This is a genomic window from Pseudomonas sp. OG7 (assembly GCF_014192825.1).
GTDB lineage: Bacteria > Pseudomonadota > Gammaproteobacteria > Pseudomonadales > Pseudomonadaceae > Aquipseudomonas > Aquipseudomonas monteilii.
In genome coordinates this window covers 219,736-245,273 of the sequence record NZ_JACHYK010000008.1, presented here as the reverse complement: position 1 = coordinate 245,273, position 25,538 = coordinate 219,736, and the positions used below count along the sequence as shown (strand labels likewise).

The 25,538-nt window shown below is 62.3% G+C and carries 24 protein-coding genes; 6 read left to right on the top strand and 18 right to left on the bottom strand.

Features of this window, described 5'->3' with window-relative positions; all coding sequences use genetic code 11:
• Window positions 1–6: 6 nt before the first annotated feature.
• The gene (locus tag FHW75_RS20630) at window positions 7–2,079 is read right to left on the bottom strand and encodes a TonB-dependent receptor domain-containing protein (RefSeq protein ID WP_183674436.1); all 2,073 of its coding nucleotides are present in this window, start codon (window positions 2,077–2,079) and stop codon (window positions 7–9) included.
• Between the two features lie 220 nt (window positions 2,080–2,299).
• Here FHW75_RS20630 and FHW75_RS20625 point away from each other — a divergent pair, with 220 nt between their 5' ends.
• The 3 genes from FHW75_RS20625 to FHW75_RS20615 are packed head-to-tail and all read left to right on the top strand — an operon-like array spanning window position 2,300 to window position 3,262.
• Window positions 2,300–2,548, top strand: coding sequence for a helix-turn-helix domain-containing protein (locus FHW75_RS20625; protein WP_016711604.1), 249 nt, complete (start codon window positions 2,300–2,302; stop codon window positions 2,546–2,548).
• Window positions 2,549–2,559: 11 nt separating this feature from the next.
• Window positions 2,560–2,907: a head completion/stabilization protein gene (locus FHW75_RS20620; protein WP_183674433.1), complete on the top strand. Its 348-nt coding sequence runs from the start codon at window positions 2,560–2,562 to the stop codon at window positions 2,905–2,907.
• Window positions 2,900–3,262, top strand: a complete 363-nt coding sequence (locus FHW75_RS20615; protein ID WP_019099392.1) for a hypothetical protein — start codon at window positions 2,900–2,902, stop codon at window positions 3,260–3,262. Before FHW75_RS20620 ends, FHW75_RS20615 begins: the two co-directional genes overlap by 8 nt.
• Here FHW75_RS20615 and FHW75_RS20610 read toward each other — a convergent pair.
• Window positions 3,259–3,651 carry a helix-turn-helix domain-containing protein gene (locus tag FHW75_RS20610; protein WP_025753356.1) on the bottom strand — a complete coding sequence of 131 codons (393 nt, stop codon included), beginning with the start codon at window positions 3,649–3,651 and terminating at the stop codon, window positions 3,259–3,261. The two genes, FHW75_RS20615 and FHW75_RS20610, sit on opposite strands and share 4 nt — an antisense overlap.
• A 179-nt stretch (window positions 3,652–3,830) precedes the next feature.
• Here FHW75_RS20610 and FHW75_RS20605 point away from each other — a divergent pair, with 179 nt between their 5' ends.
• A complete protein-coding gene (locus FHW75_RS20605) occupies window positions 3,831–4,094 on the top strand; it encodes an ogr/Delta-like zinc finger family protein (protein ID WP_026020495.1) in 264 nt (87 codons plus the stop codon).
• 90 nt (window positions 4,095–4,184) lie between these two features.
• Here the strand turns inward: FHW75_RS20605 and nuoN are convergent, their stop codons facing one another.
• From nuoN to FHW75_RS20525, 16 genes are all read right to left on the bottom strand, one after another.
• Window positions 4,185–5,654 carry an NADH-quinone oxidoreductase subunit NuoN gene (gene nuoN / locus FHW75_RS20600; RefSeq protein WP_161751044.1) on the bottom strand — a complete coding sequence of 490 codons (1,470 nt, stop codon included), beginning with the start codon at window positions 5,652–5,654 and terminating at the stop codon, window positions 4,185–4,187.
• A 7-nt stretch (window positions 5,655–5,661) separates the two neighbouring features.
• On the bottom strand, window positions 5,662–7,194 hold the full coding sequence (nuoM, locus tag FHW75_RS20595; protein ID WP_016711600.1) for an NADH-quinone oxidoreductase subunit M: 1,533 nt from the start codon (window positions 7,192–7,194) through the stop codon (window positions 5,662–5,664).
• Window positions 7,195–7,234: 40 nt separating this feature from the next.
• Window positions 7,235–9,088 (bottom strand): NADH-quinone oxidoreductase subunit L, encoded by a 1,854-nt coding sequence (nuoL, locus tag FHW75_RS20590; RefSeq protein WP_016711599.1) that lies wholly within the window; start codon window positions 9,086–9,088, stop codon window positions 7,235–7,237.
• Window positions 9,085–9,393: an NADH-quinone oxidoreductase subunit NuoK gene (gene nuoK / locus FHW75_RS20585; RefSeq protein ID WP_003251446.1), complete on the bottom strand. Its 309-nt coding sequence runs from the start codon at window positions 9,391–9,393 to the stop codon at window positions 9,085–9,087. The genes nuoL and nuoK overlap by 4 nt, the downstream gene beginning before the upstream one ends.
• 3 nt (window positions 9,394–9,396) lie before the next feature.
• The gene (nuoJ, locus tag FHW75_RS20580) at window positions 9,397–9,897 is read right to left on the bottom strand and encodes an NADH-quinone oxidoreductase subunit J (protein ID WP_016711598.1); all 501 of its coding nucleotides are present in this window, start codon (window positions 9,895–9,897) and stop codon (window positions 9,397–9,399) included.
• A 10-nt stretch (window positions 9,898–9,907) separates the two neighbouring features.
• Window positions 9,908–10,456: an NADH-quinone oxidoreductase subunit NuoI gene (nuoI, locus tag FHW75_RS20575; protein ID WP_016488223.1), complete on the bottom strand. Its 549-nt coding sequence runs from the start codon at window positions 10,454–10,456 to the stop codon at window positions 9,908–9,910.
• Between the two features lie 11 nt (window positions 10,457–10,467).
• A complete protein-coding gene (gene nuoH / locus FHW75_RS20570; RefSeq protein WP_003251440.1) occupies window positions 10,468–11,475 on the bottom strand; it encodes an NADH-quinone oxidoreductase subunit NuoH in 1,008 nt (335 codons plus the stop codon).
• A complete protein-coding gene (gene nuoG, locus FHW75_RS20565) occupies window positions 11,472–14,186 on the bottom strand; it encodes an NADH-quinone oxidoreductase subunit NuoG (protein WP_161751043.1) in 2,715 nt (904 codons plus the stop codon). The genes nuoH and nuoG overlap by 4 nt, the downstream gene beginning before the upstream one ends.
• A gap of 133 nt (window positions 14,187–14,319) precedes the next feature.
• The gene (gene nuoF, locus FHW75_RS20560; RefSeq protein WP_019098403.1) at window positions 14,320–15,699 is read right to left on the bottom strand and encodes an NADH-quinone oxidoreductase subunit NuoF; all 1,380 of its coding nucleotides are present in this window, start codon (window positions 15,697–15,699) and stop codon (window positions 14,320–14,322) included.
• Complete coding sequence (gene nuoE, locus FHW75_RS20555) at window positions 15,696–16,193, bottom strand: NADH-quinone oxidoreductase subunit NuoE (RefSeq protein WP_012273294.1); 498 nt, start codon at window positions 16,191–16,193, stop codon at window positions 15,696–15,698. Before nuoE ends, nuoF begins: the two co-directional genes overlap by 4 nt.
• 2 nt (window positions 16,194–16,195) lie before the next feature.
• Window positions 16,196–17,977 (bottom strand): NADH-quinone oxidoreductase subunit C/D, encoded by a 1,782-nt coding sequence (gene nuoC, locus FHW75_RS20550; RefSeq protein ID WP_019098402.1) that lies wholly within the window; start codon window positions 17,975–17,977, stop codon window positions 16,196–16,198.
• A 79-nt stretch (window positions 17,978–18,056) separates the two neighbouring features.
• Entirely contained in the window at window positions 18,057–18,734 is a 678-nt protein-coding gene (locus tag FHW75_RS20545) for an NADH-quinone oxidoreductase subunit B family protein (RefSeq protein WP_003251429.1), read from the bottom strand.
• Window positions 18,735–18,744: 10 nt separating this feature from the next.
• Window positions 18,745–19,158 (bottom strand): NADH-quinone oxidoreductase subunit A, encoded by a 414-nt coding sequence (locus FHW75_RS20540; protein WP_003251427.1) that lies wholly within the window; start codon window positions 19,156–19,158, stop codon window positions 18,745–18,747.
• A gap of 491 nt (window positions 19,159–19,649) precedes the next feature.
• Complete coding sequence (locus FHW75_RS27255) at window positions 19,650–19,808, bottom strand: hypothetical protein (protein WP_409347972.1); 159 nt, start codon at window positions 19,806–19,808, stop codon at window positions 19,650–19,652.
• 271 nt (window positions 19,809–20,079) lie between these two features.
• Window positions 20,080–21,405, bottom strand: coding sequence for an isocitrate lyase (gene aceA, locus FHW75_RS20530; RefSeq protein ID WP_016711593.1), 1,326 nt, complete (start codon window positions 21,403–21,405; stop codon window positions 20,080–20,082).
• Between the two features lie 493 nt (window positions 21,406–21,898).
• The gene (locus FHW75_RS20525; RefSeq protein ID WP_027608764.1) at window positions 21,899–22,633 is read right to left on the bottom strand and encodes a secretin N-terminal domain-containing protein; all 735 of its coding nucleotides are present in this window, start codon (window positions 22,631–22,633) and stop codon (window positions 21,899–21,901) included.
• A 165-nt stretch (window positions 22,634–22,798) separates the two neighbouring features.
• Between FHW75_RS20525 and FHW75_RS20520 the strand changes: the two genes are divergently transcribed.
• On the top strand, window positions 22,799–23,959 hold the full coding sequence (locus FHW75_RS20520) for a hypothetical protein (RefSeq protein WP_183674430.1): 1,161 nt from the start codon (window positions 22,799–22,801) through the stop codon (window positions 23,957–23,959).
• A 91-nt stretch (window positions 23,960–24,050) separates the two neighbouring features.
• Complete coding sequence (locus FHW75_RS20515; RefSeq protein ID WP_025753381.1) at window positions 24,051–25,493, top strand: SulP family inorganic anion transporter; 1,443 nt, start codon at window positions 24,051–24,053, stop codon at window positions 25,491–25,493.
• Window positions 25,494–25,538 lie beyond the last annotated feature (45 nt).

The following is a 25,538-nucleotide window of genomic DNA, read 5'->3' as shown; positions in this document are numbered from 1 at the left end:
TGCTGTTTAGCGGAAACTGTAGGAAACCCCGGCGTATACACCGAACCCTTCACCCGGCGTAGAGCGGGCATTGTCCTTGCCGGCATCGTTGTAGGTCGGCGTCACCGTGGCGGCATAGCGTTTGTTGGTGAGGTTGCGCAGGTCCAGCCAGGTCTGCCAGTCCTGCTTCGGTGAATCCCAGCCAAGGCGCGCGCCGAGCAAGGCATATTCATCGGCGTGGTAGCTGTTGGCGTAGTCTACCTGCACCTTGGACGCCATCCGGGTATTCACCCCTGCATAGAACCCGCTCGGCCAGTCATAGCGCAATTCGGCCTGGTAGTAGTGCATGGGGATGCCCGGCAGGCGGTTGTCACCGAACGTGTCGTCATCGCGGTAGTGGAAGTCGCTGAAGGTGTAGGCCTGGCGCAGGCTGAGCCTGCCGGTGCCGCTGCGTTCCCACAGGGTGCTGTCCAGGCCCGCCTCCACGCCTTGGTGCACGGTGGCGCTGGCATTGAACTCCGAGGTGAAGTTTGGCACCACCTCCACGGCCAGCAGTTCGTGACGCACCTGCGAGTAGTACCAGGCGAGGTCCCAGCGGCCTAGCGCCGAATCGCCACGGGCGCCCAGCTCCAGAGTGGTTGCCGTCTGGTTCTGCATCTCGATCGGCTGGATCTGCTTGCCCCCCGTGCTGGGTGCGCTCCAGATCAGCGACCACGGATGCGGCGGTTCTACCGAGCGGCTGAGGTTGCCATACACCTGCAGGTCTGGGCGGATGTCGTAGCGCAGGCCCAGGCGAGGGGCATAATCCCAATCATGCATGCTCACCTTGCCGCCTTCGGCAGGGTAGGTCACGTCACTCTCGCGGCGGGTGTAGATCAGTGCCAGGCCGGTGGTCAGCCACAGGTTGGGGACCAGTTCCAGGTCGTTGCCGGCATGCAGCACGGTGTCCGAGCCCTGATAGGTGAAGTCGCGGGTACGTGGACCGAACACGTCACCACTGCGCGCGAACTGTGACGCGCCACTGTTGGGCAGGTGATTGGTAGTACGCCAGCCGACAGTGGTCTTGCTCTCGTGGCCGAACAGGGTGTCGCGGCGCGAGTAGTTCAGCGTACCGCTCACATCGGTGTAGGCCACCTTCAGGCGCATCGGGCCTTCACGCAGGTCCATCGGGTAGTCGTGGTAGACCAGCCCGGCTTCCAGGCGCGCATCGTCGTCGAGGTAGAAGGTGGTCTTGTTGCCGACCCAGGTGCTGCCCGGTTGCGGGCGGCTGTCGTCGCGGGCCAGGTAGGCTGGGTTGGCCGCGCGTGGGTGGTGCTTGACCTGATCCTTGGTCAGGCGCCCGGCCAGTTCGTTTTCGGTTTCCCGGTAGCGCAAGTAAAAACGGGTTTCCAGGTTGGGGTTGAAACGGTAGCCGACGTTGGCGGCAATGCCTTTGGCGCTGCCGCTGCTGTGTGCCTGGTAGCCGTCATACTCGGAATCGGTCAGGGCCACGTAGTAGTCGAGGTTGCCCAGCACCTGGCCGGAGCTGATATGCCGGTGCTGATAGCCACGGCTGCCGACCTCATAGCGCACTTGCAACGGCGCGGCGTCGTAGCCGGTGTGGGTGATGTAGTTGATGGCGCCGCCGAGCGCCAAGGCGCCTTGGTCGAAGCCATTGGCGCCGCGCAGCACTTCGGCGCGGCTGAGCCACAGCGGTTCGAACAACTCATAGGGCGTGCCGCCCGGGCCCGTCAGTGGCAGGCCGTCGAACATCGTGTAAACCCCCGAACCGTGGGCCCCAGGTGCGCGGTTGATGCCCGAACCGCGGATCGACAGCTTGATGCCGTCGTTGCCCGCAGATTGGGCGAACACCCCAGGCTGGTAGGCGAGCACGTCCTGGTTGCTGGCCACCCGGCCTTGCCCTACGCGCTGCATGTCCACCAGGTTGCTGGCGCCGGGTACTTCGCGCAGGCGTTCGCTGGCTGCCGTCAGTTCGTTCTGCTCCTCATCGGTGATCAGCACCTGGCCCAGCTCGACCGAGGATGCCCCCAAGGCGGGCTGGGCAGCAGTCAAGGCAGCCAGCAGGCCGAGGCAGGACGAGAGGGGTAAATCGGAACGCATTGTACGACTCCAGGCGAAAGGCGAATGGACAACGGCGTTGAGACGAGCGAAATGCTGCCTGGAGCACGAAGAAAGTCAGCAAATCTTGCGCAGCCTTCGTCAGACGGTTTTGTACGAAAGTTCTTTACAAGCCGCAGCAGTGGAGCGGCGCGGCATGCGCTTCGTAAGGTGACTGCAGATCGGCAGCGATGCCCCCCTTAATCACCTGTGGAGTACAAGCATGACTGACAACGCACGACACCCGCAGCAACCCCCGGTGGACGCCCCTGTTCGCCTGACGCCACGTGAACGGCAAGTGCTGTTGTGGTGTGCCTATGGCAAGAGCTCGTGGGAGATCGGCCGTATCCTTGAGTGCAAGGAATCGACGGTGAACTTTCATGTGTCCAACATCCTGCGCAAATTCGACGTGCCTACACGGGTGGCTGCGGTAATCAAGGCCATTCGCTACGGCATGCTGGCCGAGCAGTGAGGGGGTAGGGCATGAGCAACGAACCTGTATTGCCACGCTATGCCGATAGCCATGACCCGTTCTGGCCCCGGGTAGACCTGGGCAGGCTACGCGAACGCCTGAACGGGCAGCAGCCCGTCAGTGAGGCCGCGCTGGAAGTGGCTGCACGTTGCGCCGCCATTGATGCTGCACGGGAGTTCGCGCGTTGGCGCGCAATGCTGCGAGAGCGCGGTTACAAGCGCCTTGAAGATGTGACCGGGCACGACCAGGGGCGCGCTTTGCGGGTGTGCTACATCCGTTTTGTCGAAGCTGCGGTCCTGTACAGCCTTGGCTCGGGCGCGTACCTGCCGAAGTCCCGTCGGAGTGCTGCCTATGCCTGAAGAGTCCTTTCTCGACCGCTTTGCCTCGGCGCTGATCGAACTGTTGGGCGTTGATGGCAGTGTGTTGTTCGCTGCTTTGCTAGGGGCTTTGTTGGTGAGTGCTGCGCGTGACCGGTTGATCACCAATGCAACCAGACGCCTGACGCTGGGCAAGAAATTGCTGCTGGTGTTCGTGACCGTGGGGGTGGGGCACCTGTTCGAGCCGCTGGTTTCATCGCTGGCACCCTTGCTGACCCGAGGCATGGCGGCATTCGTGGCCGCCGTGGTGGTCATCCCCATCAGCCTCAAGGTCATGGTCTGGCTGGATACGCTCGACCCACGTGAGCTCATACAGCGCTGGCGCCGCCGAGGTTAGCTGCCGGTGGCCCGATGTAGCTGGCTGCGCAGTTCGCTCAATTGTTGTTCCAGCTGCTGGATACGTTGCTTGTCCTTTATGAGCAACAGGATGGTGTGGCGATCGTCCGGTGAGAGTGCGCGCAGGCGTTCGAGCACGTCGCCCTCCCAGCCGGCTTCACATTCGTGCACGGGGCGCTGTGCCGTTTCACCCAGCAGTAGCCAGTCCAGGGAGCATGCATGCTGCCTGGCAATATCCACGCAAAGTGCGTACGGGATGCTGTCGCGCACCTTCCAGCTACTGAGTGTTTGCGGGCTGACGGAAAGTGCACGGGACAGGTCGGCGTCGGATTGGGAGCAGGTAAGAAGCTTGAGGCGCGTGAGCACCTCGGCAAGTACGTTAGTACTCATAACAAATATCCATGACTGGTTTAATGATATTCCATGGGCTTAAACTACTCGTTATGAATACAGCCCTGCGTTTCAAGGAGCATTTCTGCAATGAGAACCATCAAATTGAACAATACACCCATAGTTGCAGCCAATACTTACACACAGGCCTGCCTGGGCAATGCTAGCAGGTACTTGCCGTGAGTACTTACAAGCTGGTTTGTCCGCATTGCCACAGCCGTATGCGCATACGCACTAGCGAAGGGCGCCATATTTTCCTGCGGATCGCTTATTTGCAATGCACCACCGAGGCGTGTGGCTGGTCAGTGCGGGCCGAATTCGAAATGACCCACGAACTCTCCCCGAGCGGTATGCCCAACCCGGAAGTCTACCTGCCTTCAGCCAATAGTGATTTGCGCAAGGCCGCCCTGCCGGGTACAGGCCAGGGAAGCCCGCTTGGGTGAGGCGCCGTCAGGTACAGGCACTAAAACATGCAGATAAAAAAACACCCCGCCTAGGCGGGGTGTTTTGTTTTGCCGAAACTGCCGGGGCAATCAGCCGATCAGTTGCAAGCCGGCTTGCTGAACCAGTTCCAGCAGTGGCTGCGGGTACACACCCAGCACGAAGGCGAGAATGGCAATGGCCAGCAGCATGACGCCACCGGTGCGCTGCTCCCACTTCAGCGGGGCGTCGTGGCGACGCAGGTTCGGCTCGACCAGGTACAGGGTGACCATGACGCGCAGGTAGTAGTACACGCCGATGGCGCTACCGACCACCAGCGCACCGACCAACCACCACAGGTGCGACTCGACGCCGGTGGCAATGATGTAGAACTTGCCGATGAAACCAGCGGTCAGCGGGATACCCGCCAGCGACAGCATCATCACGGTCAGTACTGCGGTCAGGTACGGGCGACGCCAGAACAGGCCGCGGTACTCGTACAGCGCATCGGCGTCACGGCCGCCGTATGGCGAGGACATCAGGGTGATGACACCGAACGCGCCCAGGCTGGTGATCACGTAGGTGACCAGGTACACACCCATGGCTTCCAGGGCCAGGCCCTTGCTGGCGACCAACGCAATGACCAGGTAACCGAAGTGGGCGATGGACGAGTAACCCAGCAGGCGCTTGAGGTTGCTCTGGGTCAGCGCCAGCAGGTTACCGATCAGGATCGAAGCGACGGCGATGACTGCCAGTACGGTGCTCAGCACGCCGCTGCTGGCAGCAGGGGAGAGCATGAACAGGCGCACCACCACGGCGAATACCGCAACCTTGCTGGCGGTGGCCAGGAACGCGGCGACCGGCGCCGGGGCGCCTTCGTACACGTCCGGGGTCCACAGGTGGAACGGCACCAGCGACAGCTTGAAGGCCAGGCCAACCAGCATCATGCCCAGGCCCAGTTGGGCCACCAGGCTTGGCATGCTGGTGGTTGCCAGTGCCTTGCCGATCTGGTCGAAGCTCAGGCTACCGGCATCGGCGTACAGCAGGGCCATGCCGAACAGCAGGAAGGCGGAACCGGCAGCCGACAGCACCATGTACTTGATGCCGGCTTCCAGTGACCGCTTGTTGAAGAAGGCATACGCCACCAGGCCGTAGACCGGTACCGACAGCAGCTCCAGGCCGATGAACAGGCCGGCCAGGTGGTTGGCGCTGACCAGCACCAGGCCACCCAGGGCCGACATCAGCAGCAGCAGGTACAGTTCTTCACGGTTGCCTGGGAAGCCCTTGGACCCTTCGCCAAGGTAGGCGTGGGCCAGGGTGACGCAAGCCAGCGTCGCCACCAGGATGATCGCCATGTACAGGCAGGCGAACTTGTCGATGGTGATCAGCGGGGTGACCGCCAGTGGCGCAACCTTCAGCGCCGGCAGGATCGACAGCAGGGCCAGGTTAAGGCCCACGGTGGACAGCAGGAAGGTCTGGGAGTGGTTGCGCTTCCAGGCGATCGCCAGCATCACCACCACCGTGGTGATGGTGGTGATCAGCATCGGCGCCAATGCGATGAAGTGTTGAGTGGTGAATTCCATAGCGCTCTTACCGGGCCGAAGCGAGTTGAGTGAAAGCGGAACCGAGCCACTGCTGCACACCACTCATGGTGGCTGCAGAGGTGTCGAGGAACGGCTGCGGATACACGCCCAGCAGGATCAGCAATACCGCCAGGCCCAGCACCATGACCAGCTCGCGACCGTCCATGCCGGCCAGCACGGTATCGCTCTTGGCCGGGCCGAAGTAGGCGCGGTGGATCATGATCAGCGAGTACACCGAACCGAAGACCAGGCCGGTGGTGGCGATGACGGTGATCCACGGCACATGCACGAAGCTGCCGATCAGGATCAGGAACTCGCCGACGAAGTTGCCGGTACCTGGCAGGCCCAGCGATGCCGCCGCGAAGAACAGGCTGATGGCCGGCAGGTAGGCAATACGATGCCACAGGCCGCCCATCTGGCGCATGTCACGGGTGTGCAGGCGCTCGTACAGCTGGCCAGACAGGATGAACAGTGCGGCGGCCGACAGGCCATGGGCCAGCATCTGGATCACCGCGCCTTGCAGGGCCTGCTGGCTGCCGGAGTAGATGCCGATCAGCACGAAGCCCATGTGCGAGACGCTGGAGAAGGCGATCAGGCGCTTGATGTCGGTTTGGGCAAAGGCCAGGAAGGCACCGTAGAAGATACCGATCAGGCCCAGGGTCATGGCGATGGGCGCGAACTCTGCCGAGGCGTTCGGGAACAGCGGCAGTGCAAAGCGCAGCAGGCCGTAGGCCGCAGTCTTCAGCAAGATACCGGCCAGGTCCACGGAGCCTGCGGTCGGTGCCTGGGCGTGAGCGTCAGGCAGCCAGGAGTGGAACGGCACCACTGGCAGCTTCACCGCGAAGGCGATGAAGAAGCCCAGCATCAGCACGTACTCGACACCGGCTGGCAACTCGGCCTTGAGCAGGTCGCTGTAGTTGAAGGTGAGCACGCCGGTGGTGTTGTAGTTGACCAGCACCAGGCCCAGGATCGCCACCAGCATGATCAGGCCGCTGGCCTGGGTGAAGATGAAGAACTTGGTCGCCGCGTAGATCCGGGTTTTCTTGCCGTCTGCCGAGCTGTGACCCCAGAGCGCGATGAGGAAGTACATCGGCACCAGCATCATTTCCCAGAAGAAGAAGAACAGGAACAGGTCCAGGGCCAGGAACACACCGACCACGCCGCCGAGGATCCACATCAGGTTGAGGTGGAAGAAGCCGACGTGACGCTGGATCTCTTTCCAGGAGCACAGTACCGACAGCACACCGAGCAGGCCGGTGAGCAGGATCATCAGCAGCGACAGGCCGTCGAGGGCCAGGTGGATGCTGATGCCGAAGCGCTGGATCCACTGGACTTTGTATTCCAGGGCCCAGGCAGGCTCGGCGCCCGGAGCGGGGGCGAGGGTGTAGTCGCCGGTGCCCCACAGCCAGAGGCCGATGCCGAGCAGCAGGGACATGGTCAGCAGCGCGATCCAGCGCGGCAGGGTGGCGCCGAAGCGCTCACCCAACCAGCACAGGAAGCCGCCGATGAAGGGGATCAGGATCAGCCAAGGCAAAATCATGACGGGTTGGTTTCCTTTGGCAAAGTCGCAAGATTCATAGTCATACCGCAGCCACTACCACAGCGCCGAGCACCAGCACGGCACCCACGGCGATAGAGGCGGTGTACCAGCGCAGTTGGCCCGTCTCGGTCTTGCTCATGGCGACGTGGCCGCCACGCGCCATCCGAGGAATCAGGCCGATGCTGCGGTCAACCGGGTCCTTGCGCAGGATGTGGCTGATCAGCAGGTACGGTTTGACGAAGAGCTTGTCGTAGATCCAGTCGAAGCCCCAGGCGGCGAACCACCAGGCCGACAGGACGCGGCCGATGCCGCTGTTGGCAACTGCGCTGACGAAGGTGCGCTTGCCCAGGAACAGCAGGGCGGACAGCAGGATACCGGCGATGGCGATGGCGCCGGAGGTGATCTCCAACGCGTGCTTGGCTTCGCCACCGGCATGGCCGGCGCTTTCAGGCAGCACGCCTGCCAGCGGCGGGTGAATCCAGGCACCGACGGCGGTCGACAGCACGATCAGCACACCCAGCGGCAGCCAGTGGCTGATGCCGTGGCCGGCGTGGGCTTCGGTCTTGGCTTCGCCGTGGAAGGCGATGAAGATCAGGCGGAAGGTGTACAGCGAGGTCATGAACGCACCCACCAGGCCAGCGTACAGCAGGCCGGTGTTACCGCTGGCGAAGGCTTCCCAGAGGATCTCGTCCTTGGAGTAGAAGCCCACGGTCACGATTGGCAGTGCCGCCAGGGCAGCGCCACCGACCACGAAGCTGGCGTAAGCCAGTGGTAGCTTCTTCCACAGGCCGCCCATCTTGAAGATGTTTTGCTCGTGGTGGCAGGCAACGATCACCGCGCCGGAGGCAAGGAACAGCAGGGCCTTGAAGAAGGCGTGGGTCATCAGGTGGAAGATCGCCGCGTCCCAGGCACCGACGCCCAAGGCCAGGAACATGTAGCCGATCTGGCTCATGGTCGAGTAGGCGAGGATACGCTTGATGTCGGTCTGTACCAGCGCGGCGAAGCCGGCCAGCACCAGGGTCACACCGCCGACAACGCCTACCAGGTGCAGGATGTCCGGCGCCAGCAGGAACAGGCCATTGGTACGGGCGATCAGGTACACGCCCGCGGTCACCATGGTCGCGGCGTGGATCAGTGCCGAAACCGGGGTCGGGCCTGCCATTGCGTCGGCGAGCCAGGTCTGCAGTGGCAGCTGGGCCGATTTACCGACCGCACCACCCAGCAGCATCAGGGTTGCCAACACCATCCAGGTGTCGCCCGCCTGGAACTTCTGCGGTGCCAGCACCAGCAGTTCCTGCACGTTCAGGGTACCCAGCTGGGCGAACAGGATGAACAGGCCGATGGCCATGAACACGTCGCCGATACGGGTGACGATGAAGGCCTTGAGTGCCGCGTTACCGTTGTTGCGGTTGCTGTAGTAGAAACCGATCAACAGGTACGAGCACAGGCCCACGCCTTCCCAGCCGAAGTAGATGAACAGCAGGTTATCGCCCAGGATCAGGAACAGCATGCTGGCGATGAACAGGTTGGTGTACGAGAAGAAGCGCGAGTAGCCGGCTTCGCCACGCATGTACCAAGAGGCGAACAGGTGGATCAGGAAGCCCACGCCAGTGACCACGCCCAGCATGGTGACCGACAGGCCGTCCAGGTACAGGGTGAAGTTCGGCGCAAAGCCGTCCACCGACATCCACTGCCACAGCAGCTGGCTGTACGCGCCGCCTTCAGGCGGGGCGACGTTGAATTGCCAGATGACATAGGCGGCGGTGGCGGCCGAAAGGCCCACCGAGCCGACGCCGATCAGGGCGGACAGGTTCTCCGAGAACCGACCGCGCGAGAACGACAGCAGCAGGAAGCCGACGAGGGGGAAGACGAAAGTCAGGAAGAGAAGGTTCATCCGCGCATCTCACTGGCAGCATCGATGTCGAGAGTGTGGAAGCGGCGATACAGTTGCAGCAGGATGGCCAAGCCAATACTGGCCTCGGCGGCTGCCAGGCTGATCACCAGAATGAACATCACCTGGCCGTCGGGCTGGACCCAACGGGCACCGGCGACGACGAACGCCAGGGCAGAGGCGTTCATCATGACTTCCAGGCTCATGAGCACGAAGAGGATGTTGCGGCGGACCATCAGGCCAACCAGACCTAAGCAGAACAGGATGCCGGCGACTGCCAGACCGTGCTCGAGAGGGATAGCACCCATGATTTACTCCTTCGCCTCGTTGCGGCCCAGGTGGAAGGCGGTGACGGCTGCAGCCAGCAGCAGCATCGAAGCCAGTTCGACCACCAGCAGGTAAGGGCCGAACAGGCTGATACCCACTGCTTTCGGGCCCACGGTGGTACCACTGATGCCAGCGCCGCTCGGGGTGACGAACAGCACGTACAGCAGCTCTGCCAGCAGCAGGGCGCCGAGGATCACTGGCCCGACCCAGATGCCGGGCTTGAGCCAGCCCCGTTCCTGGGCGACCGAAGCCGGCCCCAGGTTGAGCATCATCACCACGAACACGAACAGCACCATGATGGCGCCGGCGTAGGCGATCACTTCCAGGGCGCCGGCGAACGGCGCACCCAGGGAGAAGAAGATCATGGCCACGGAAATCAGCGAAATGATCAGGTAAAGCAAGGCGTGCACGGGGTTGGTACCGGTCACCACCCGAAGGGTGGAGACCACGGCGATCCCGGATGCGAAGTAGAAAGCGAATTCCATCTTTCTGTCCTTATGGGAGCAAGCTCTTCACGTTGATCGGCTCGGCTTCGTTCTGCGCAGCGCCTTTCGGCTTGCCAGCGATGGCCATACCCGCAACACGGTAGAAGTTGTAGTCAGGGTTTTTGCCGGGGCCGGAGATCAGCAGATCTTCTTTCTCGTACACCAGGTCCTGACGCTTGAACTCGGCCATTTCGAAATCCGGCGTCAGCTGGATCGCGGTGGTCGGGCACGCTTCTTCACACAGGCCGCAGAAAATGCAACGCGAGAAGTTGATGCGGAAGAATTCCGGGTACCAACGGCCGTCCTCGGTCTCGGCTTTCTGCAGCGAGATGCAGCCAACCGGGCAGGCCACCGCGCAGAGGTTGCACGCTACGCAGCGCTCCTCGCCATCGGGGTCGCGGGTGAGGACGATGCGGCCGCGGTAGCGCGGCGGCAGGTACACGGGTTCTTCGGGGTATTGCAGGGTGTCGCGCTTGCGGAACCCGTGGGAGAACACCATGGCCAGGCTGCGCAGCTGTGTGCCGGTGCCCTTAACGATGTCGCCGATATACTTGAACATGGGTCAAATCCTCACTGGGCCGCGACGGCTGGCGTGTTGTAGAGCACGATCGCAGCGGTCACCAGCAAATTGATCAGGGTCAGCGGCAGGCAGAACTTCCAGCTGAAGTCCATCACCTGGTCATAGCGTGGGCGCGGGATCGAGGCGCGCAGCAGGATGAACAGCATGATGAAGAACGCGGTCTTCAGCGCGAACCACAGGAACGACAGTTGCGGCAGGATGCCGAACGGGCCGTGCCAGCCGCCGAAGAATAGGGTTACCAGCAGCGCCGAGATGAGGATGATGCCGATGTACTCACCGACGAAGAACATGCCCCATTTCATGCCGGCATACTCGATGTGGTAACCGTCGGCCAGTTCCTGTTCTGCTTCTGGCTGGTCGAACGGGTGACGGTGGGTCACGGCGACGCCAGCGATGAAGAAGGTGCAGAAGCCGAAGAACTGCGGAATGATGAACCACAGGTTCTGGGCCTGGTATTCAACGATGTCGCGCATGTTGAACGAGCCCACCTGCACCACCACGCCCATCAGCGCCAGGCCCAGGAACACTTCGTACGACACGGTCTGTGCCGAAGCACGCAAGCTGCCCAGCAGGGCGTACTTGTTGTTCGACGACCAGCCGGCGAACAGCACCGCGTAGACCGACAGGCCGGCCATGGCGAAGAAGAACAGCAGGCCGATGTTCAGGTCGGCAACGCCCCAGGTCGGGGTGATCGGGATGACCACGAAGGCAATGAGCAGGGCGCTCATGGCCACGACCGGTGCCAGGGTGAAGATGACGCGGTCGACGAAAGGTGGGTTCCAGTCTTCCTTGAAGAACATCTTCAGCATGTCGGCTGCGATCTGGAACATACCGAACGGGCCTACGCGGTTCGGGCCGTAACGGTCCTGCCACCAGCCCAGCAGGCGGCGCTCGACGAAGCTGAGCAGCGCGCCGCAGACCACTACCGCCAGCAGGACCACGATGGCCCGCAGCACGGTGAGGATCACGTCGATTACTTCGGGGGTGAACCAGCTCATTGTGCTGCCTCCTGCAGACCTTCGACGGATGCACCGAAGATGGCAGGCGGAATGCCGGCCAGGCCTTTCGGCAACGCGACCAGGCCTGCGCCCAGCTCTTCATTGATGCGCAGCGGCAGGCGCAGGGCCACACCGGCCACGTTCAGGCTCAGCAGGGCACCGTCGTTGACGCCCAGGCGGTCGGCTTCGGACTTGGCCAGGGCCACGTAGGCTGCCGGGATGCGCTCTTGCACCGGGGCGGCGCGCGAGGAGCTTTCTTCGCTGCCGAACAGGTGGAAGAACGGCACAGCGGTCCAGGTACCACGGGCCGGGTTGAAGGCCCCCGGAATGGCGGTGAACCAGCTCAGGCGGTCGCCTTGCGACTCGATCAGGCGCACGCCCGGGTCACCGGCACGCAGGTGGCCACCGACTTCATCCTGAAACTTGTTCCAGGCTTGCGGCGAGTTCCAGCCCGGGGACCAGGCGAATGGCACCTGTTGGCGCGGTTCGGCGGAGCCCGAGTAGCCTTCCATGGAGAAGGCGAACGCGGTGTCCTTGTCTTGCGGGGTGCGCGGTTCGTGCACGCTGATGTTGGCGCGCATGGCGGTGCGGCCAGAGTAGCGCAGCGGCTCACGGGCCAGCTTCATGCCCTTGATGCGGAACGCGGCGCTTGGGGCGGCGTTGACGATGCCGGCCAGTTGCGGGGCAGCTTCGGCGCAGGCACTGGTGACGTGGTCCAGTTGGGTCCAGTCGACCGGCTTGTTCAGCAGGGTGGCACGCAGGGCGTGCATCCAGCGCCAGCCTTCGTGGATCTGGGTGCTGCTGTCCAGGTATTGCGGGTCGAACACCTGGAAGAAGCGCTGGGCACGGCCTTCCTGGCTGACCAGGGTGCCGTCGCCTTCGGCGAACGAGGCAGCCGGCAGCACCAGGTGGGCGCGGTCGACCGTCGGGGTTTTCGAGTGGTCGGCAACGATCACCACCTTGGCCGCAGCCAGGGCTGCGTCGACCTTGGCGGCCGGTACGCGGGCGTACAGGTCGTTTTCCAGCACGACAATGGCGTCGGCCTTGCCGCTGATGACGGCGTCCAGCGCAGCATCGACGGACTCGCCACCGAGCATGGCCAGGCCGATGCTGTTGGCTTCAGGCACCACCAGGCTCAGCGAGCCGTTCTTCTCGCGCAGCTTCAGGGCCTTGGCGATGTTGGCGGCAGCTTCGATCAGCGCCGGGTCGGCCAGGGACGTACCGGCGACCACCAGTGGGCGCTTGGCAGCGACCAGGGCGTCGGCGATGCGCTGGGCCAGGGCCTTGGCTTCGTCGTCCAGGCCAGCAACGGCAGGTGCGCTCGGGTCGATGGCGTGGGCCACGGCGAAGCCGATGCGGGCCAGGTCGGCCGGGGCGGCGTGTACGCACTCTTCGGCAACGTCGTCCAGCTTGGTTTCAGCCAGGGAGGCGATGAACAGTGGGTACAGCGCGTGCTGGCCAATGTTCTTCACGGCGGCGTCGAGCCACGGCTGCACTTTCATGGCTTCGGCCATGGCCTCGGCCTTGCCTTTGGTGGCCTGGCGCACGGACAGGGCAACGCGGGCAGCGGTCTGGGTCAGGTCTTCACCGAGCACGAACACCGCGTCGTGGTCTTCGATGTCGCGCAGGGTCGGCACTGGCAGCGGGCTGTTGTTCAGCACGTTCAGGGCCAGGCGCACGCGGGCCAGCTCGCCGGCTTCCATACCCGAGTAGAAGTAGTCGGCGCCGACCAGCTCACGCAGGCCGTAGTTGCTTTCCAGGCTGGCGCGTGGCGAGCCGATGCCGACGATGGTGCGGCCGCGCAGCAGGTCGGCGGCTTTGTCCAGGGCAGCGTCAAGGCCCAGCTTGGTGCCGTCGGCCAGTTGCGGCTGGCGTGGGCGGTCCTTGCGGTTGACGTAGCCGTAACCGAAGCGGCCACGGTCGCACAGGAAGTACTGGTTGACCGAACCGTTGAAGCGGTTTTCGATGCGGCGCAGTTCGCCGTAACGCTCACCCGGGCTGATGTTGCAGCCGCTGGAGCAGCCGTGGCAGATGCTCGGGGCGAACTGCATGTCCCACTTGCGGTTGTAGCGCTCGGAGTGGGTCTTGTCGGTGAACACGCCGGTCGGGCAGACCTCGGTCAGGTTGCCGGAGAATTCGCTTTCCAGCACGCCGTCTTCGACGCGGCCGAAGTACACGTTGTCGTGGGCGCCGTAAACGCCCAGGTCGGTACCACCGGCGTAGTCCTTGTAGTAGCGCACGCAGCGGTAGCAGGCGATGCAGCGGTTCATCTCATGGGCGATGAACGGGCCGAGGTCCTGGTTCTGGTGGGTACGCTTGGTGAAACGGTAGCGGCGCTCGTTGTGGCCGGTCATTACCGTCATGTCCTGCAGGTGGCAGTGACCGCCTTCCTCGCACACCGGGCAGTCGTGCGGGTGGTTGGTCATCAGCCATTCGACGACGCTGGCGCGAAACGCCTTGGACTCTTCATCGTCGATGGAGATCCAGGTGCCGTCGGAGGCAGGGGTCATGCAGGACATGACGATACGACCGCGGGTGTCGTTCTCGTCGGTGTACTGCTTGACCGCGCACTGCCGGCAGGCGCCAACGCTACCAAGCGCCGGGTGCCAGCAGAAATAAGGGATGTCGAGGCCGAGCGACAGACAGGCCTGTAACAGGTTGTCTGCACCGTTGACTTCGAGCGCTTTGCCGTCTACGTGGATAGTGGCCATTGTTCAAAGTTCTTCGTTGGCCCGCGTGAGCGGGCGTGGCTAATGGAAATCGGTGAGCTTGCGGCACGCCACGATTTCTCGGGCCTGCCGGCAAGCTGGCGAGTGGCACGGACCACCCGCCTCAATCATCTTGTTATGCGCCGACCACGCTCGGCCCAGCCTGGATTGGCTTGGCCAGGTTGGGGCGCAGGGCATCGCCAGCAGTAGCTGGAGCGACACCGGCCTCGAACTCGGACCGGAAGTATTTGATGGCACTGCCCAGCGGCTCGACGGCACCGGGTGCGTGAGCACAGAAGGTACGGCCAGGGCCGAGGAAGTTGACCAGGCCCAGCAGCGTCTCGATGTCTTCGGCGCGGCCCTGGCCTTTCTCCAGTGCGCGCAGCATCTTTACGCTCCACGGCAGGCCGTCACGGCAGGGGGTGCACCAGCCGCACGACTCGCGGGCGAAGAACTCTTCCATGTTGCGCAGCAGCGACACCATGTTGATGCTGTCGTCCACCGCCATGGCCAGACCGGTACCCATACGGGTGCCGACCTTGGCGATGCCACCGGCGTACATCTGCGCGTCGAGGTGCTCGGGCAGCAGGAAGCCGGTACCGGCGCCGCCTGGCTGCCAGCACTTGAGCTTGAAGCCGTCGCGCATGCCACCGGCGTAGTCTTCGAACAGCTCGCGGGCGGTGACGCCGAACGGCAGTTCCCACAGGCCAGGGTTTTTCACCTTGCCGGAGAAGCCCATCAGCTTGGTGCCGTGGTCTTCGCTGCCTTCACGGGCCAGCGACTTGTACCAGTCGTTGCCGTTGGCGACGATGGCCGGCACGTTGCACAGGGTTTCGACGTTGTTCACGCACGTCGGCTTGCCCCACACGCCCACGGCGGCAGGGAAGGGCGGCTTGGAGCGCGGGTTGGCGCGGCGGCCTTCCAGCGAGTTGATCAGGGCGGTTTCTTCGCCGCAGATGTAGCGGCCGGCACCGGTGTGCACGAACAGCTCGAAATCGAAACCGCTGCCCAGGATGTTCTTGCCCAGCAGGCCTGCAGCCTTGGCTTCATCGATGGCGCGGTTGAGGTTTTTCGCTGCGGTGGTGTACTCGCCACGCAGGAAGATGTAGCCGCGGTAGGCCTTCAGGGCGCGGGCGCTGATCAGCATGCCCTCGACCAGCAGATGGGGCTGTTGCTCCATCAGCATGCGGTCCTTCCAGGTGTTCGGCTCCATTTCGTCCGCGTTGCACAGCAGGTAGCGGATGTTCATGGACTCGTCTTTGGGCATCAGGCCCCACTTCACGCCAGTGGGGAAGCCTGCACCACCACGGCCCTTGAGGCCGGAGTCCTTGACGCTTTGCACGATGTCGTCGGCCGACATCTGCGCCAGCGCTTTGCGCGCTGCGGCATAGCCGTTCTTGGACTCGTACTCGGCCAGCCATACCGGTTCGCCGTCGTCACGCAGGCGCCAGGTCAGCGGGTGGGTTTCGGCGGTACGCGCAATGCGGTTGGCCGGGCCGAAGGAAGTCATGGTCATACGTAACCCTCCAGCAGTTTGGTAACGCCAGCCGGCTGTACGTCGCCAAAGGTGTCGTCGTCGATCATCAGTGCCGGGGCCTTGTCGCAGTTGCCCAGGCAGCATACGGGCAGCAGGGTGAAGCGGCCGTCGGCGGTGGTCTGGCCAAGGCCGATGCCCAGCTCGCTCTGGATCTGGCTGACCACGGACTCATGGCCGCCGATGTAGCAGACCATGCTGTCGCACACGCGGATGATGTGGCGGCCGACCGGCTGACGGAAGATCTGGCTGTAGAAGGTGGCGACACCCTCGACGTCGCTGGCCGGGATGCCCAGTACTTCGCCGATGGCGTGGATGGCGCCGTCCGGCACCCAGCCACGTTCCTTCTGGACGATCTTCAGGGCTTCGATGGACGCCGCGCGCGGGTCCTCGTAGTGATGCATTTCGTGCTCGATGGCCGAGCGCTCGGTTTCGCTCAGGGCGAAACGGTCTGTCTGGATAAGCGTGCTGTTCATGCTTAGCGGTCCACGTCAGCCATAACGAAGTCGATACTGCCCAGGTACGCGATGAGGTCGGCGACCATGCTGCCTTTGATCACCGAAGGGATCTGCTGCAGGTGCGGGTAGCTCGGGGTACGGATCCGGGTGCGGTAGCTCATGGTGCCGCCATCGCTCGTCAGGTAGTAACTGTTGATGCCCTTGGTCGCCTCGATCATCTGGAACGACTCGTTGGCCGGCATGACCGGGCCCCACGAGACTTGCAGGAAGTGCGTGATGAGGGTTTCGATGTGCTGCAGGGTGCGCTCTTTCGGCGGCGGCGTGGTCAGCGGGTGATCCGCCTTGTACGGGCCTTCCGGCATGTTGCGCAGGCACTGGTCGATGATGCGGATACTCTGGCGCATCTCCTCGACACGGACCATGCAGCGATCGTAGGCATCGCCGTTGTGGGCCAGCGGTACTTCGAACTCGAAGTTCTCGTAGCCGGAGTAAGGGCGGGCTTTCCGCAGGTCGAAGTCGCAACCGGTGGCACGCAGGCCGGCACCGGTGGTACCCCAGGCCAGGGCTTCCTTGGTGTTGTACGCGGCAACGCCGATGGTACGGCCCTTGAGGATGCTGTTCTGCAGGGCAGCCTTTTCGTACTCGTCGAGGCGCTTGGGCAGCCATTCGACGAAGTCCTTGACCAGCTTGTCCCAACCGCGCGGCAGGTCGTGGGCGACGCCACCGATACGGTACCAGGCCGGGTGCAGGCGGAAACCGGTGATCGCTTCGATCACGGTGTAGGCGCGCTGGCGGTCGGTGAAGGTGAAGAACACCGGGGTCATGGCGCCGACGTCCTGGATGTAGGTACCCAGGAACAGCAGGTGGCTGGTGATGCGGAAGAACTCGGCGAGCATGATGCGAATCACGTCGACTTTCTGCGGCACCTTGATACCGGCCAGCTTCTCGACCGCGAGCACGTACGGCAGGTTGTTCATCACCCCGCCGAGGTAGTCGATACGGTCGGTGTAGGGGATGAAGCTGTGCCAGGACTGGCGCTCGGCCATTTTTTCGGCACCACGGTGGTGGTAGCCGATGTCCGGTACGCAGTCGACGATCTCTTCACCGTCCAGCTGCAGGACAATACGGAACGCACCGTGCGCCGAAGGGTGGTTGGGGCCGAGGTTGAGGAACATGTAGTCCTCGTTGGCGCCCTGACGCTTCATGCCCCAGGCTTCCGGGTTGAAGCGTGCCGATTCCTCTTCAAGCTGCTGCTTGGCGAGGGTCAGGCTGTAGGGGTCGAACTCGGTGGCACGGGCCGGGTAGTCCTTGCGCAGCGGGTGGCCTTCCCAGGTGGGCGGCATCATGATGCGGCTGAGGTGCGGGTGGCCGGCGAAGTCGATGCCGAACATGTCCCAGACTTCACGCTCGTACCAGTTGGCGTTTGGCCAGATACCGGTCACGGTCGGCAGGTTCAGGTCGCCTTCGCTCAGCGACACCTTGATCATCACGTCGCTGTTACGCTCGACCGACAGCAGGTGGTAGAACACGCTGAAGTCGGCAGCTGGCAGGCCACGGCGCTGAGTGCGCAGACGTTCGTCGACGCCGTGCAGGTCGTACAGCATGCTGTACGGCTTGGCCACGCCACGCAGGAAGCTGAGCACCTCTTTGAGTTGGGCGCGCTTGACCCACAGCACGGGCATGCCGGTGCGGGTTTCCTGGGCGACGAATGCTTCGGCGCCAAAACGGTTGTTCAGTTCGACGACCACATCCTGGTCGTCAGCCTTGTAGGGCGGAATGAAAATAGCGTTGTCCGCTGTCATGGTCTCGGTCGCTTTGGGTCAACGTTAAGAATGAAGCCAGGCCGCCGGCTCCTTCGGGAGCGGGCGGCAGGTCGCTGGATCAGACTTCGTCGGGGCTGCGCAGGTTGGTTACTGCAATGCGCTGCTCACGACGCAGGTCTTTCTGGGCTGGCATCTCGGCACGGTAAATACCTTGATCACCAACAACCCAGGAAAGCGGGCGTCGTTCTTGGCCGATCGACTCCTGCAACAGCATCAAGCCTTGCAGGAAAGCCTCAGGGCGTGGCGGGCAGCCAGGCACATAGACGTCCACGGGGAGGAACTTGTCGACCCCCTGAACGACCGAGTAAATGTCGTACATGCCACCGGAGTTGGCGCACGACCCCATGGAGATGACCCACTTGGGCTCGAGCATCTGCTCGTACAGGCGCTGGATGATCGGCGCCATTTTGACGAAGCAGGTACCGGCGATGACCATGAAGTCGGCCTGACGCGGCGATGCCCGGATGACTTCGGCGCCGAAGCGGGCGATGTCGTGGGGTGCCGTGAAGGCCGTGGTCATTTCCACGTAGCAGCAGGACAGGCCGAAGTTGTACGGCCAGAGGGAGTTCTTGCGACCCCAGTTGACCGCGCCACGCAGCACATCTTCAAGTTTGCCCATGAAGATGTTCTTGTGGACCTGGTCCTCCAGCAGTTGGTCGGTGACGGTTTCCCGTTCACCTACCGGGTACTGCTCGTTGGGCGCATCCGGATCGATTCTGGTGAGATTGTATTGCATTGCCAAAGCCTCATTGTTTCAGCTTCGCTTGCCGCTTGCGGCGACCTTCGGGAGCCCAATCAAGAGCACCGACGCGCCATAGGTAGACAAGACCTGCCAACAGAATTGCTATGAAAACGAGAGCTTCGACGAACCCGGTCCAGCCGCTTTCGCGGACGGACACAGACCATGCAAAGAGAAAGAGGGCTTCGATATCGAAGATCACGAACAGCATCGCGACCAGATAGAATTTGGCGGACAGGCGCAGGCGGGCGCTGCCGACGGGCAGCATGCCGGATTCGAAGGGTTCGTTCTTGGCGCGGCCCCAGGCCTTGCTACCGAGCAGGCTGGACAGGCCGAGCATGAAGGCACACAGGCCGACGACACCCAGGAGGAAGATGGCAAAGCCCCAGTTGTGGGCGATGAGTCCTGCCGAATCGGACATGCTAGAGATCCTTATACAGAGACCCAGCTCTGCAGTCTGAAATAAGTAAAGCGGCGACGTGGTGTCGCAGGTGCAGTGACCAAATGTCGCAGCTGAATCAATCGCGCTGATTTTATGGGTAAACCCGGTGCAAGTAAAATTTCCGTTGCAAATTTATTCGTAGGATTTAGAACAAAACTCGCTCCTAACTGGCTGAAAGCCTTGAAATTCGGGCATTGCGTGCTGTTTTGTTAATTATGTTTCTTGCGAGTGGTAACGAATTATAATTTTCGTAATGATAATTAATATCATTTGACCTGATGCCTTCTAATTTGGCTGTTCTGCGCCTTGCAAAGTTCATCTGGCGATTCCCCCTACTTGCAAATGCGAAAGGCTCTTGTTCTAGCAGCTTCCGGCGCTTCGTGCACCGCTCTGGGTCAATACTTTATCGATTGAGCGATGACCGACTGATGAAGCGATCGCCCACTGACCGAGCCAGTAGGTCAGGATGATCAGGTAGGGCGCGGCGCGGCGCTGTGCAGCCAAACGATCAGGGTCGGCCCAGGGATGGGCTTGGTCGGCAGGGCAAGCAGGGGCTTGTCGCTGGACAGTGCATATATATAGAGGGCGGCGGCCAGGGCGAGAATGATCAGGTGGCTTGGACGAGGCATGGGCGGTCCTTGCTGCTGTGCTGCCTGAAGCATAGACCTGATCCTGGGTTTTGCTGGTGATGCATTTGGATTGTGTGAGGGCTGCCATGGGCTTGGCGAAAGGAATGTGGCGCCTGTGAATTCGAGCGCCGCGCGGGCGGCGCTCGGTATCACGGGCGTTGAAGATGCTGTGGCGAACACCTCCCAGCCCAGAAACATTTTCAAAGGCTTCTGAAAATAAAGGCCCGGAGCTTTCGCAGGCTCCGGGCCTTCCTTCAACAGCACCCCACTATCAGTGGAACTGCTCTTCCTCGGTCGAACCGGTCAGTGCAGTCACCGACGATGCGCCACCCTGAATCACGGTGGTCATGTCGTCGAAGTAGCCAGTGCCCACTTCCTGCTGGTGCGCCACGAAGGTGTAGCCTTTGCTGGCGTCCGCGAATTCCTGCTCTTGCAGCTTCACGTAGGCGGTCATGTCGTTGCGGGCGTAGTCGTGCGCCAGGTTGAACATGCCGTGCCACATGTTGTGAATGCCAGCCAGGGTGATGAACTGGTGCTTGTAGCCCATGGCCGACAGCTCGCGCTGGAACTTGGCGATGGTCGCGTCGTCCAGGTTCTTCTTCCAGTTGAACGAAGGCGAGCAGTTGTACGACAGGATCTGGTCCGGGTATTCCTTCTTGATCGCTTCGGCGAAGCGGCGGGCTTCGTCCAGGTCTGGCTTGGCGGTTTCGCACCAGATCAGGTCGGCGTACGGCGCATAGGCCAGGCCGCGGGCGATGGCCTGGTCGAGGCCGGCGCGTACCTTGTAGAAGCCTTCACGGGTACGCTCGCCGATCACGAACGGCTGGTCATACGGGTCGCAGTCGCTGGTCAGCAGGTCGGCGGCGTTGGCGTCGGTGCGGGCCAGGATGATGGTAGGCACGCCCGACACGTCGGCTGCCAGGCGCGCGGCCACCAGCTTCTGTACGGCTTCCTGGGTCGGTACCAATACCTTGCCACCCATGTGACCACATTTTTTGACCGAGGCCAGCTGGTCTTCGAAGTGCACGCCGGCGGCGCCTGCTTCGATCATGTTCTTCATCAGTTCGTAGGCGTTCAGTACGCCACCGAAACCGGCTTCGGCGTCAGCCACGATGGGCGCGAAGTAGTCGATGTAGCCATCGTCGCCCGGGTTCTTGCCGGCTTTCCACTGGATCTGGTCGGCGCGGCGGAAGGCGTTGTTGATGCGCTTGACCACGGTCGGTACCGAATCGACCGGGTACAGCGACTGGTCAGGGTACATGGACTCGGCCGAGTTGTTGTCGGCGGCTACTTGCCAGCCGGACAGGTAGATGGCCTGGATGCCGGCTTTTACCTGTTGCACTGCCTGGCCGCCGGTGAGGGCGCCCATGCAGTTCACGAAATCTTTTTCTGGGCGGAAGGACGGGTGGGCACCTTCGGTGACCAGCTTCCACAGTTTTTCTGCGCCTTGGCGAGCAAAGGTGTGCTCCGGCTGGATGGAGCCACGCAGGCGAACGACATCGGCGGCGGAGTAGGTACGGGTCACGCCTTTCCAGCGCGGGTTCTCGGCCCAGTCTTTCTCGAGGGCTGCAATTTGCTGTTCGCGTGTCAGTGCCATGGAAATAAACCTCGTCGCATCGATCTTGGGTTAATTGTGCTGATGCCCGGGTGCAGATCAGGGTGCCTGGCGGCTGTCCTGTTCTAGAGAGTGCGGCGGCGAACGCGAAGGCTCGAAGGGGGAAGGGTGGGCAGGCCAGGCGAAGGTGTGCTCCGGCAGGTCGGCTCGTGGTTGCCTTGCTGCGGTGCTACGCGATTGCCAGTACTGCGGTGATGCGCTTCCGTCCCTCGGGACAACTTCTTCGTTGCAGTCGCAATCCCGTCGAACCGCCTTGTGGGCCGTATAGACACGAGGCGCCTCCAGGGGTGGGAGGAGCACGCCTCGAAGGCCCTTGCCAGGGCCCCTGATTAGCGGGAGCGAGGCCATCATGCCCTTGGGAAAAAGGGCATGTCAAATGTTTTGTAGTGGAATTTTTCGCTTACTACATCTTTGGTCTAATGCGACTTGGCAGTCAGTTTCAAGGCCTTTGGTCGAGGCCTTGAATTGCCTGGCATCAGTCGAGAAGGTCGACTTTGACGCGCAAAGTCATGTTTTCACCCCGTTGGGTGCTGTAACTGTGGCTTGAGGCGCTACGGTCGGCTTGGCTCTGCTGGTTGTAGCCGGCCAGGGTGATCCATTCTCCGAGCTTGCCGGTGATTGTCGTGTCGGTGCTTTGCACTTTCACTACATCAGCACGTTCCTGGCTGATACGGTCATTATTGGTGCTTATTTGCAGACGAACCGTATCGCCACTCAAGCTGGGGGTGACGTAGAAACCCTGGGTCACGTTGCGGTATTCGGTGTTGCTCTGGATGCGCCCGTAGCCGTCGGTACTGGTGCTGGTGATCGGGATGCTCTGGCCAACCTGGATCAGCGCCGGCTGGCCTTCGCTGGCCTGGATCTGTTGCATGCCGCCGTCACGGTTGCTGGTGCCGTAGTGGATAACACGGGCATTGCCCCGGTTGTCCTGGAAATTGCTGTCGTTGTTGTCGACGCTGATCAGCAGGCGTTTGGGTGCGGTGTCCAGTTGTTGCAGCAGGGCGCGCAGGTCGTCGATGCGCTCGGGGCTGGCGTTGACGATCAGCTTGTTCTCGAAGGCGCTGACTGTGCCGTCCTTGCCGACGAATGCCTGCGCCGCAGGCAGCAGTTCGGCGCTGGCGCGGTGCTGCAGAGGCACCACCTCGGTGGCGGCCTGGGCGACGAGGCTGGTAACCAGCAGCAGGGTGGTGAAAAGGGGGCGTAGCGGCATGTCCATGATCTCCGCGGGGGGAATCAACATGATGGCAAATTTGTCGGGGATTTGCCGGCCATGGATCACAAGCGCCGCAGTGGAGGGAAATGCGGAAATGTGATTTATCTTGCTTTATCTTGTAAGCTATAAATTATAGTCATCAAGATAATTGAGGATAAAGCCATGTCTTCGATCCGCCCGCTCCTGCGTCGCGACCAATTGGCCAAGGCCCTGGCCAAAGACCTGGCTGGCGAGTCGCTGGTCGACTACAGTTCGGGCATGTTCCTTGCCGCACCAAGGCGTACAGGGAAAAGTACCTTTCTCAATAACGACTTCATCCCTGAGTGCGTGCGTCTGGGCTGGCTGCCGGTTTACGTCGACCTCTGGTCGGACCGTAATGCGGATCCGGCCGAGCTCATCAGTGGTGCGATCGGTGCAGCGCTGGCTAGCTTTGAAGGCGCGCTGACGAAAACTGCGAAAAAGGCCGGTATCGACAAGATCAACCTGCTGCGCACCCTCAGCTGGGATTTCACTCGGCCTCAACTACCGTCGGGCACTACCCTCGCTCAGGCACTTGCTGTATTGCACCAAGTGTCGGGCCAGATGGTTGTGCTGATCATCGATGAGGCCCAGCATGCCCTCAACAGCGAAGATGGCCTTAACGCGATGTTCGCCCTCAAGGCTGCGCGTGACAACCTGAACCGTGGTGATCGCCCGGATGGCCTGCGGCTGGTGTTCACTGGCTCCAGCCGGGACAAGTTGGCCAACTTGGTGCTCAAAAGCAAGCAGCCGTTCTTCGGGGCCAGTATCACGCCATTCCCGTTGTTGGGGGGTGAATATGTCGAGTTCATCACTGCGCTGTGGAATCGGCGCCTGGCAGACAGTAATCAATTCAAGGTTGATGACCTGGCGTACGCTTTTGAGCGGGTAGGGCGGCGCCCGGAAATGCTCAACAAATTACTGGCCGAGGTCAGCGTTGGTCTGGGAGAAGCGGGCAATTTGGGCGAACTTCTGCGCACCGGGGCGCTCAATCATCAGGCTGGCGTGTGGAGCGACTACGAAAGTGCCTGGAACGAACTCTCACCCTTGCAGCAAGCGGTGCTTGAGGTCATCGCCGAGCGCACGCTAGGCCGCCAACCGTTTTCGCCATTTACCGAGCAGACTTTGGTCGAGGTAAGTCGCAAGCTGGAGCAGGCTCAGGCAGAGGTCATCGCCAGCACGCCTAACGTACAGAAAGCGCTGGATGCTTTGCGCGAGAAGGAACTGGTATGGAAAGCCAATCGTGGTGAGTATGCGCTGGAGGATGCCGCCATGGCCGAGTGGCTGACCCGCGCTGCGCGCTAGCGGCCTTCGCGGTGGCCGCTGCCAGACAAATTCCGTAACATCGCGCCCCTTGTTTTTGTATCGCCCGCCCGGGCCGCACCACAGGATATCCATGAAACCCGCCCGACTACGCGCCGACCTGCTCGCTGGCCTCACCACCTCGTTCGCCCTGGTGCCCGAGTGCATCGCTTTTGCCCTGGTGGCCCACCTCAACCCTTTGATGGGCCTGTATGGCGCATTCATCATCTGTACCCTGACTGCGCTGTTCGGCGGTCGGCCCGGGATGATCTCCGGCGCCGCTGGCTCAATGGCCGTGGTGATCGTCGCGCTGGTGGTGCAGCACGGCGTGCAGTACCTGCTGGCGACGGTGTTGCTGGGCGGGGTGGTGATGATCCTGTTCGGCCTGCTGCGCTTGGGCAAACTGGTACGCCTGGTGCCGTACCCGGTGATGCTTGGCTTCGTGAACGGCTTGGCCATCGTCATCGCCATGGCTCAGCTGGAGCATTTCAAGGACGGTGAGCACTGGCTCAGTGGTGCGCCGCTGTACCTGATGATCGGGCTGGTAGCGCTGACCATGGCGGTGGTTTACGTGCTGCCGAAGCTGACCCGTGCAGTTCCGCCGGCGCTGGTGGCGATCCTGGGTGTTGGCCTGCTGGTTTACCTGCTCGGGCTGCCCACCCGCACCCTGGGTGACATGGCGCACATCGCCGGTGGCCTGCCGGGGCTGGCGCTGCCGGATGTGCCCTGGAACCTGGAAACCCTGAAGATCATCGTCCCCTACGCAGTGCTGATGGCCATGGTCGGGCTGCTGGAAACCCTGCTTACCCTCAACCTGACCGATGAAATCACCGAGAGCCGAGGCTTCCCGGACCGCGAGTGCGTGGCGCTGGGTGCGGCGAACATGGTCTCGGGCCTGTGCGGTGGCATGGGTGGCTGCGCGATGATCGGGCAGACGGTGATCAACCTCAGTTCCAATGGCCGTGGCCGGCTGTCCGGGGTGGTGGCCGGGGTGATGATCTTGCTGTTCGTGTTGTTCCTGTCGCCGCTGATCGAGCGCATTCCGCTGGCGGCACTGGTGGGTGTGATGTTCGTGGTGGCCCAGCAGACATTTGCCTGGGCGTCGCTGCGGGTGCTTAACAAAGTGCCGGTGAATGACGTGCTGGCGATCATTGCGGTCACTGTCGTGACAGTGTTTACCGACCTGGCCATGGCGGTGCTGTTCGGCATCATCATCGCGGCCCTTAACTTTGCCTGGCAGCATGCGCGGGAGTTGTATGCGGACTGCCATGAGGATGCGCAGGGCGGCAAGCATTATCAGGTACATGGCACGTTGTTCTTTGCCTCTACCACCTCGTTCCTCAACCAGTTCGATACGGCCAGCGACCCTGCTCAGGTGACGCTGGATTGCCAGCATCTGAGCTTTGTCGATTACTCGGCGATTGCGGCATTGAAGACCCTGCGTGAACGGTATGCCAAGGCGGGCAAGCAGCTGCGGGTGGTGCACTTGTCGGAGCGGTGCAAGAAGCTGTTGAAGCGGGCAGGTGAGCAGCACTGAGGGTGGGTGGTTGCCTGTGCCGGCCTCTTCGCGGCTTTAGCCGCG

Excerpts from the sequence above, each read along its gene's own strand:
- FHW75_RS20630 (WP_183674436.1), bottom strand. The coding sequence starts at position 2,079 with ATGCGTTCCGATTTACCCCTCTCGTCCTGCCTCGGCCTGCTGGCTGCC.
- FHW75_RS20625 (WP_016711604.1), top strand. The coding sequence starts at position 2,300 with ATGACTGACAACGCACGACACCCGCAGCAACCCCCGGTGGACGCCCCT.
- FHW75_RS20620 (WP_183674433.1), top strand. The coding sequence starts at position 2,560 with ATGAGCAACGAACCTGTATTGCCACGCTATGCCGATAGCCATGACCCG.
- FHW75_RS20615 (WP_019099392.1), top strand. The coding sequence starts at position 2,900 with ATGCCTGAAGAGTCCTTTCTCGACCGCTTTGCCTCGGCGCTGATCGAA.
- FHW75_RS20610 (WP_025753356.1), bottom strand. The coding sequence starts at position 3,651 with ATGAGTACTAACGTACTTGCCGAGGTGCTCACGCGCCTCAAGCTTCTT.
- nuoN (WP_161751044.1), bottom strand. The coding sequence starts at position 5,654 with ATGGAATTCACCACTCAACACTTCATCGCATTGGCGCCGATGCTGATC.
- nuoM (WP_016711600.1), bottom strand. The coding sequence starts at position 7,194 with ATGATTTTGCCTTGGCTGATCCTGATCCCCTTCATCGGCGGCTTCCTG.
- nuoL (WP_016711599.1), bottom strand. The coding sequence starts at position 9,088 with ATGAACCTTCTCTTCCTGACTTTCGTCTTCCCCCTCGTCGGCTTCCTG.
- nuoK (WP_003251446.1), bottom strand. The coding sequence starts at position 9,393 with ATGGGTGCTATCCCTCTCGAGCACGGTCTGGCAGTCGCCGGCATCCTG.
- nuoJ (WP_016711598.1), bottom strand. The coding sequence starts at position 9,897 with ATGGAATTCGCTTTCTACTTCGCATCCGGGATCGCCGTGGTCTCCACC.
- nuoI (WP_016488223.1), bottom strand. The coding sequence starts at position 10,456 with ATGTTCAAGTATATCGGCGACATCGTTAAGGGCACCGGCACACAGCTG.
- nuoH (WP_003251440.1), bottom strand. The coding sequence starts at position 11,475 with ATGAGCTGGTTCACCCCCGAAGTAATCGACGTGATCCTCACCGTGCTG.
- nuoG (WP_161751043.1), bottom strand. The coding sequence starts at position 14,186 with ATGGCCACTATCCACGTAGACGGCAAAGCGCTCGAAGTCAACGGTGCA.
- nuoF (WP_019098403.1), bottom strand. The coding sequence starts at position 15,699 with ATGACCATGACTTCCTTCGGCCCGGCCAACCGCATTGCGCGTACCGCC.
- nuoE (WP_012273294.1), bottom strand. The coding sequence starts at position 16,193 with ATGAACAGCACGCTTATCCAGACAGACCGTTTCGCCCTGAGCGAAACC.
- nuoC (WP_019098402.1), bottom strand. The coding sequence starts at position 17,977 with ATGACAGCGGACAACGCTATTTTCATTCCGCCCTACAAGGCTGACGAC.
- FHW75_RS20545 (WP_003251429.1), bottom strand. The coding sequence starts at position 18,734 with ATGCAATACAATCTCACCAGAATCGATCCGGATGCGCCCAACGAGCAG.
- FHW75_RS20540 (WP_003251427.1), bottom strand. The coding sequence starts at position 19,158 with ATGTCCGATTCGGCAGGACTCATCGCCCACAACTGGGGCTTTGCCATC.
- FHW75_RS27255 (WP_409347972.1), bottom strand. The coding sequence starts at position 19,808 with ATGCCTCGTCCAAGCCACCTGATCATTCTCGCCCTGGCCGCCGCCCTC.
- aceA (WP_016711593.1), bottom strand. The coding sequence starts at position 21,405 with ATGGCACTGACACGCGAACAGCAAATTGCAGCCCTCGAGAAAGACTGG.
- FHW75_RS20525 (WP_027608764.1), bottom strand. The coding sequence starts at position 22,633 with ATGCCGCTACGCCCCCTTTTCACCACCCTGCTGCTGGTTACCAGCCTC.
- FHW75_RS20520 (WP_183674430.1), top strand. The coding sequence starts at position 22,799 with ATGTCTTCGATCCGCCCGCTCCTGCGTCGCGACCAATTGGCCAAGGCC.
- FHW75_RS20515 (WP_025753381.1), top strand. The coding sequence starts at position 24,051 with ATGAAACCCGCCCGACTACGCGCCGACCTGCTCGCTGGCCTCACCACC.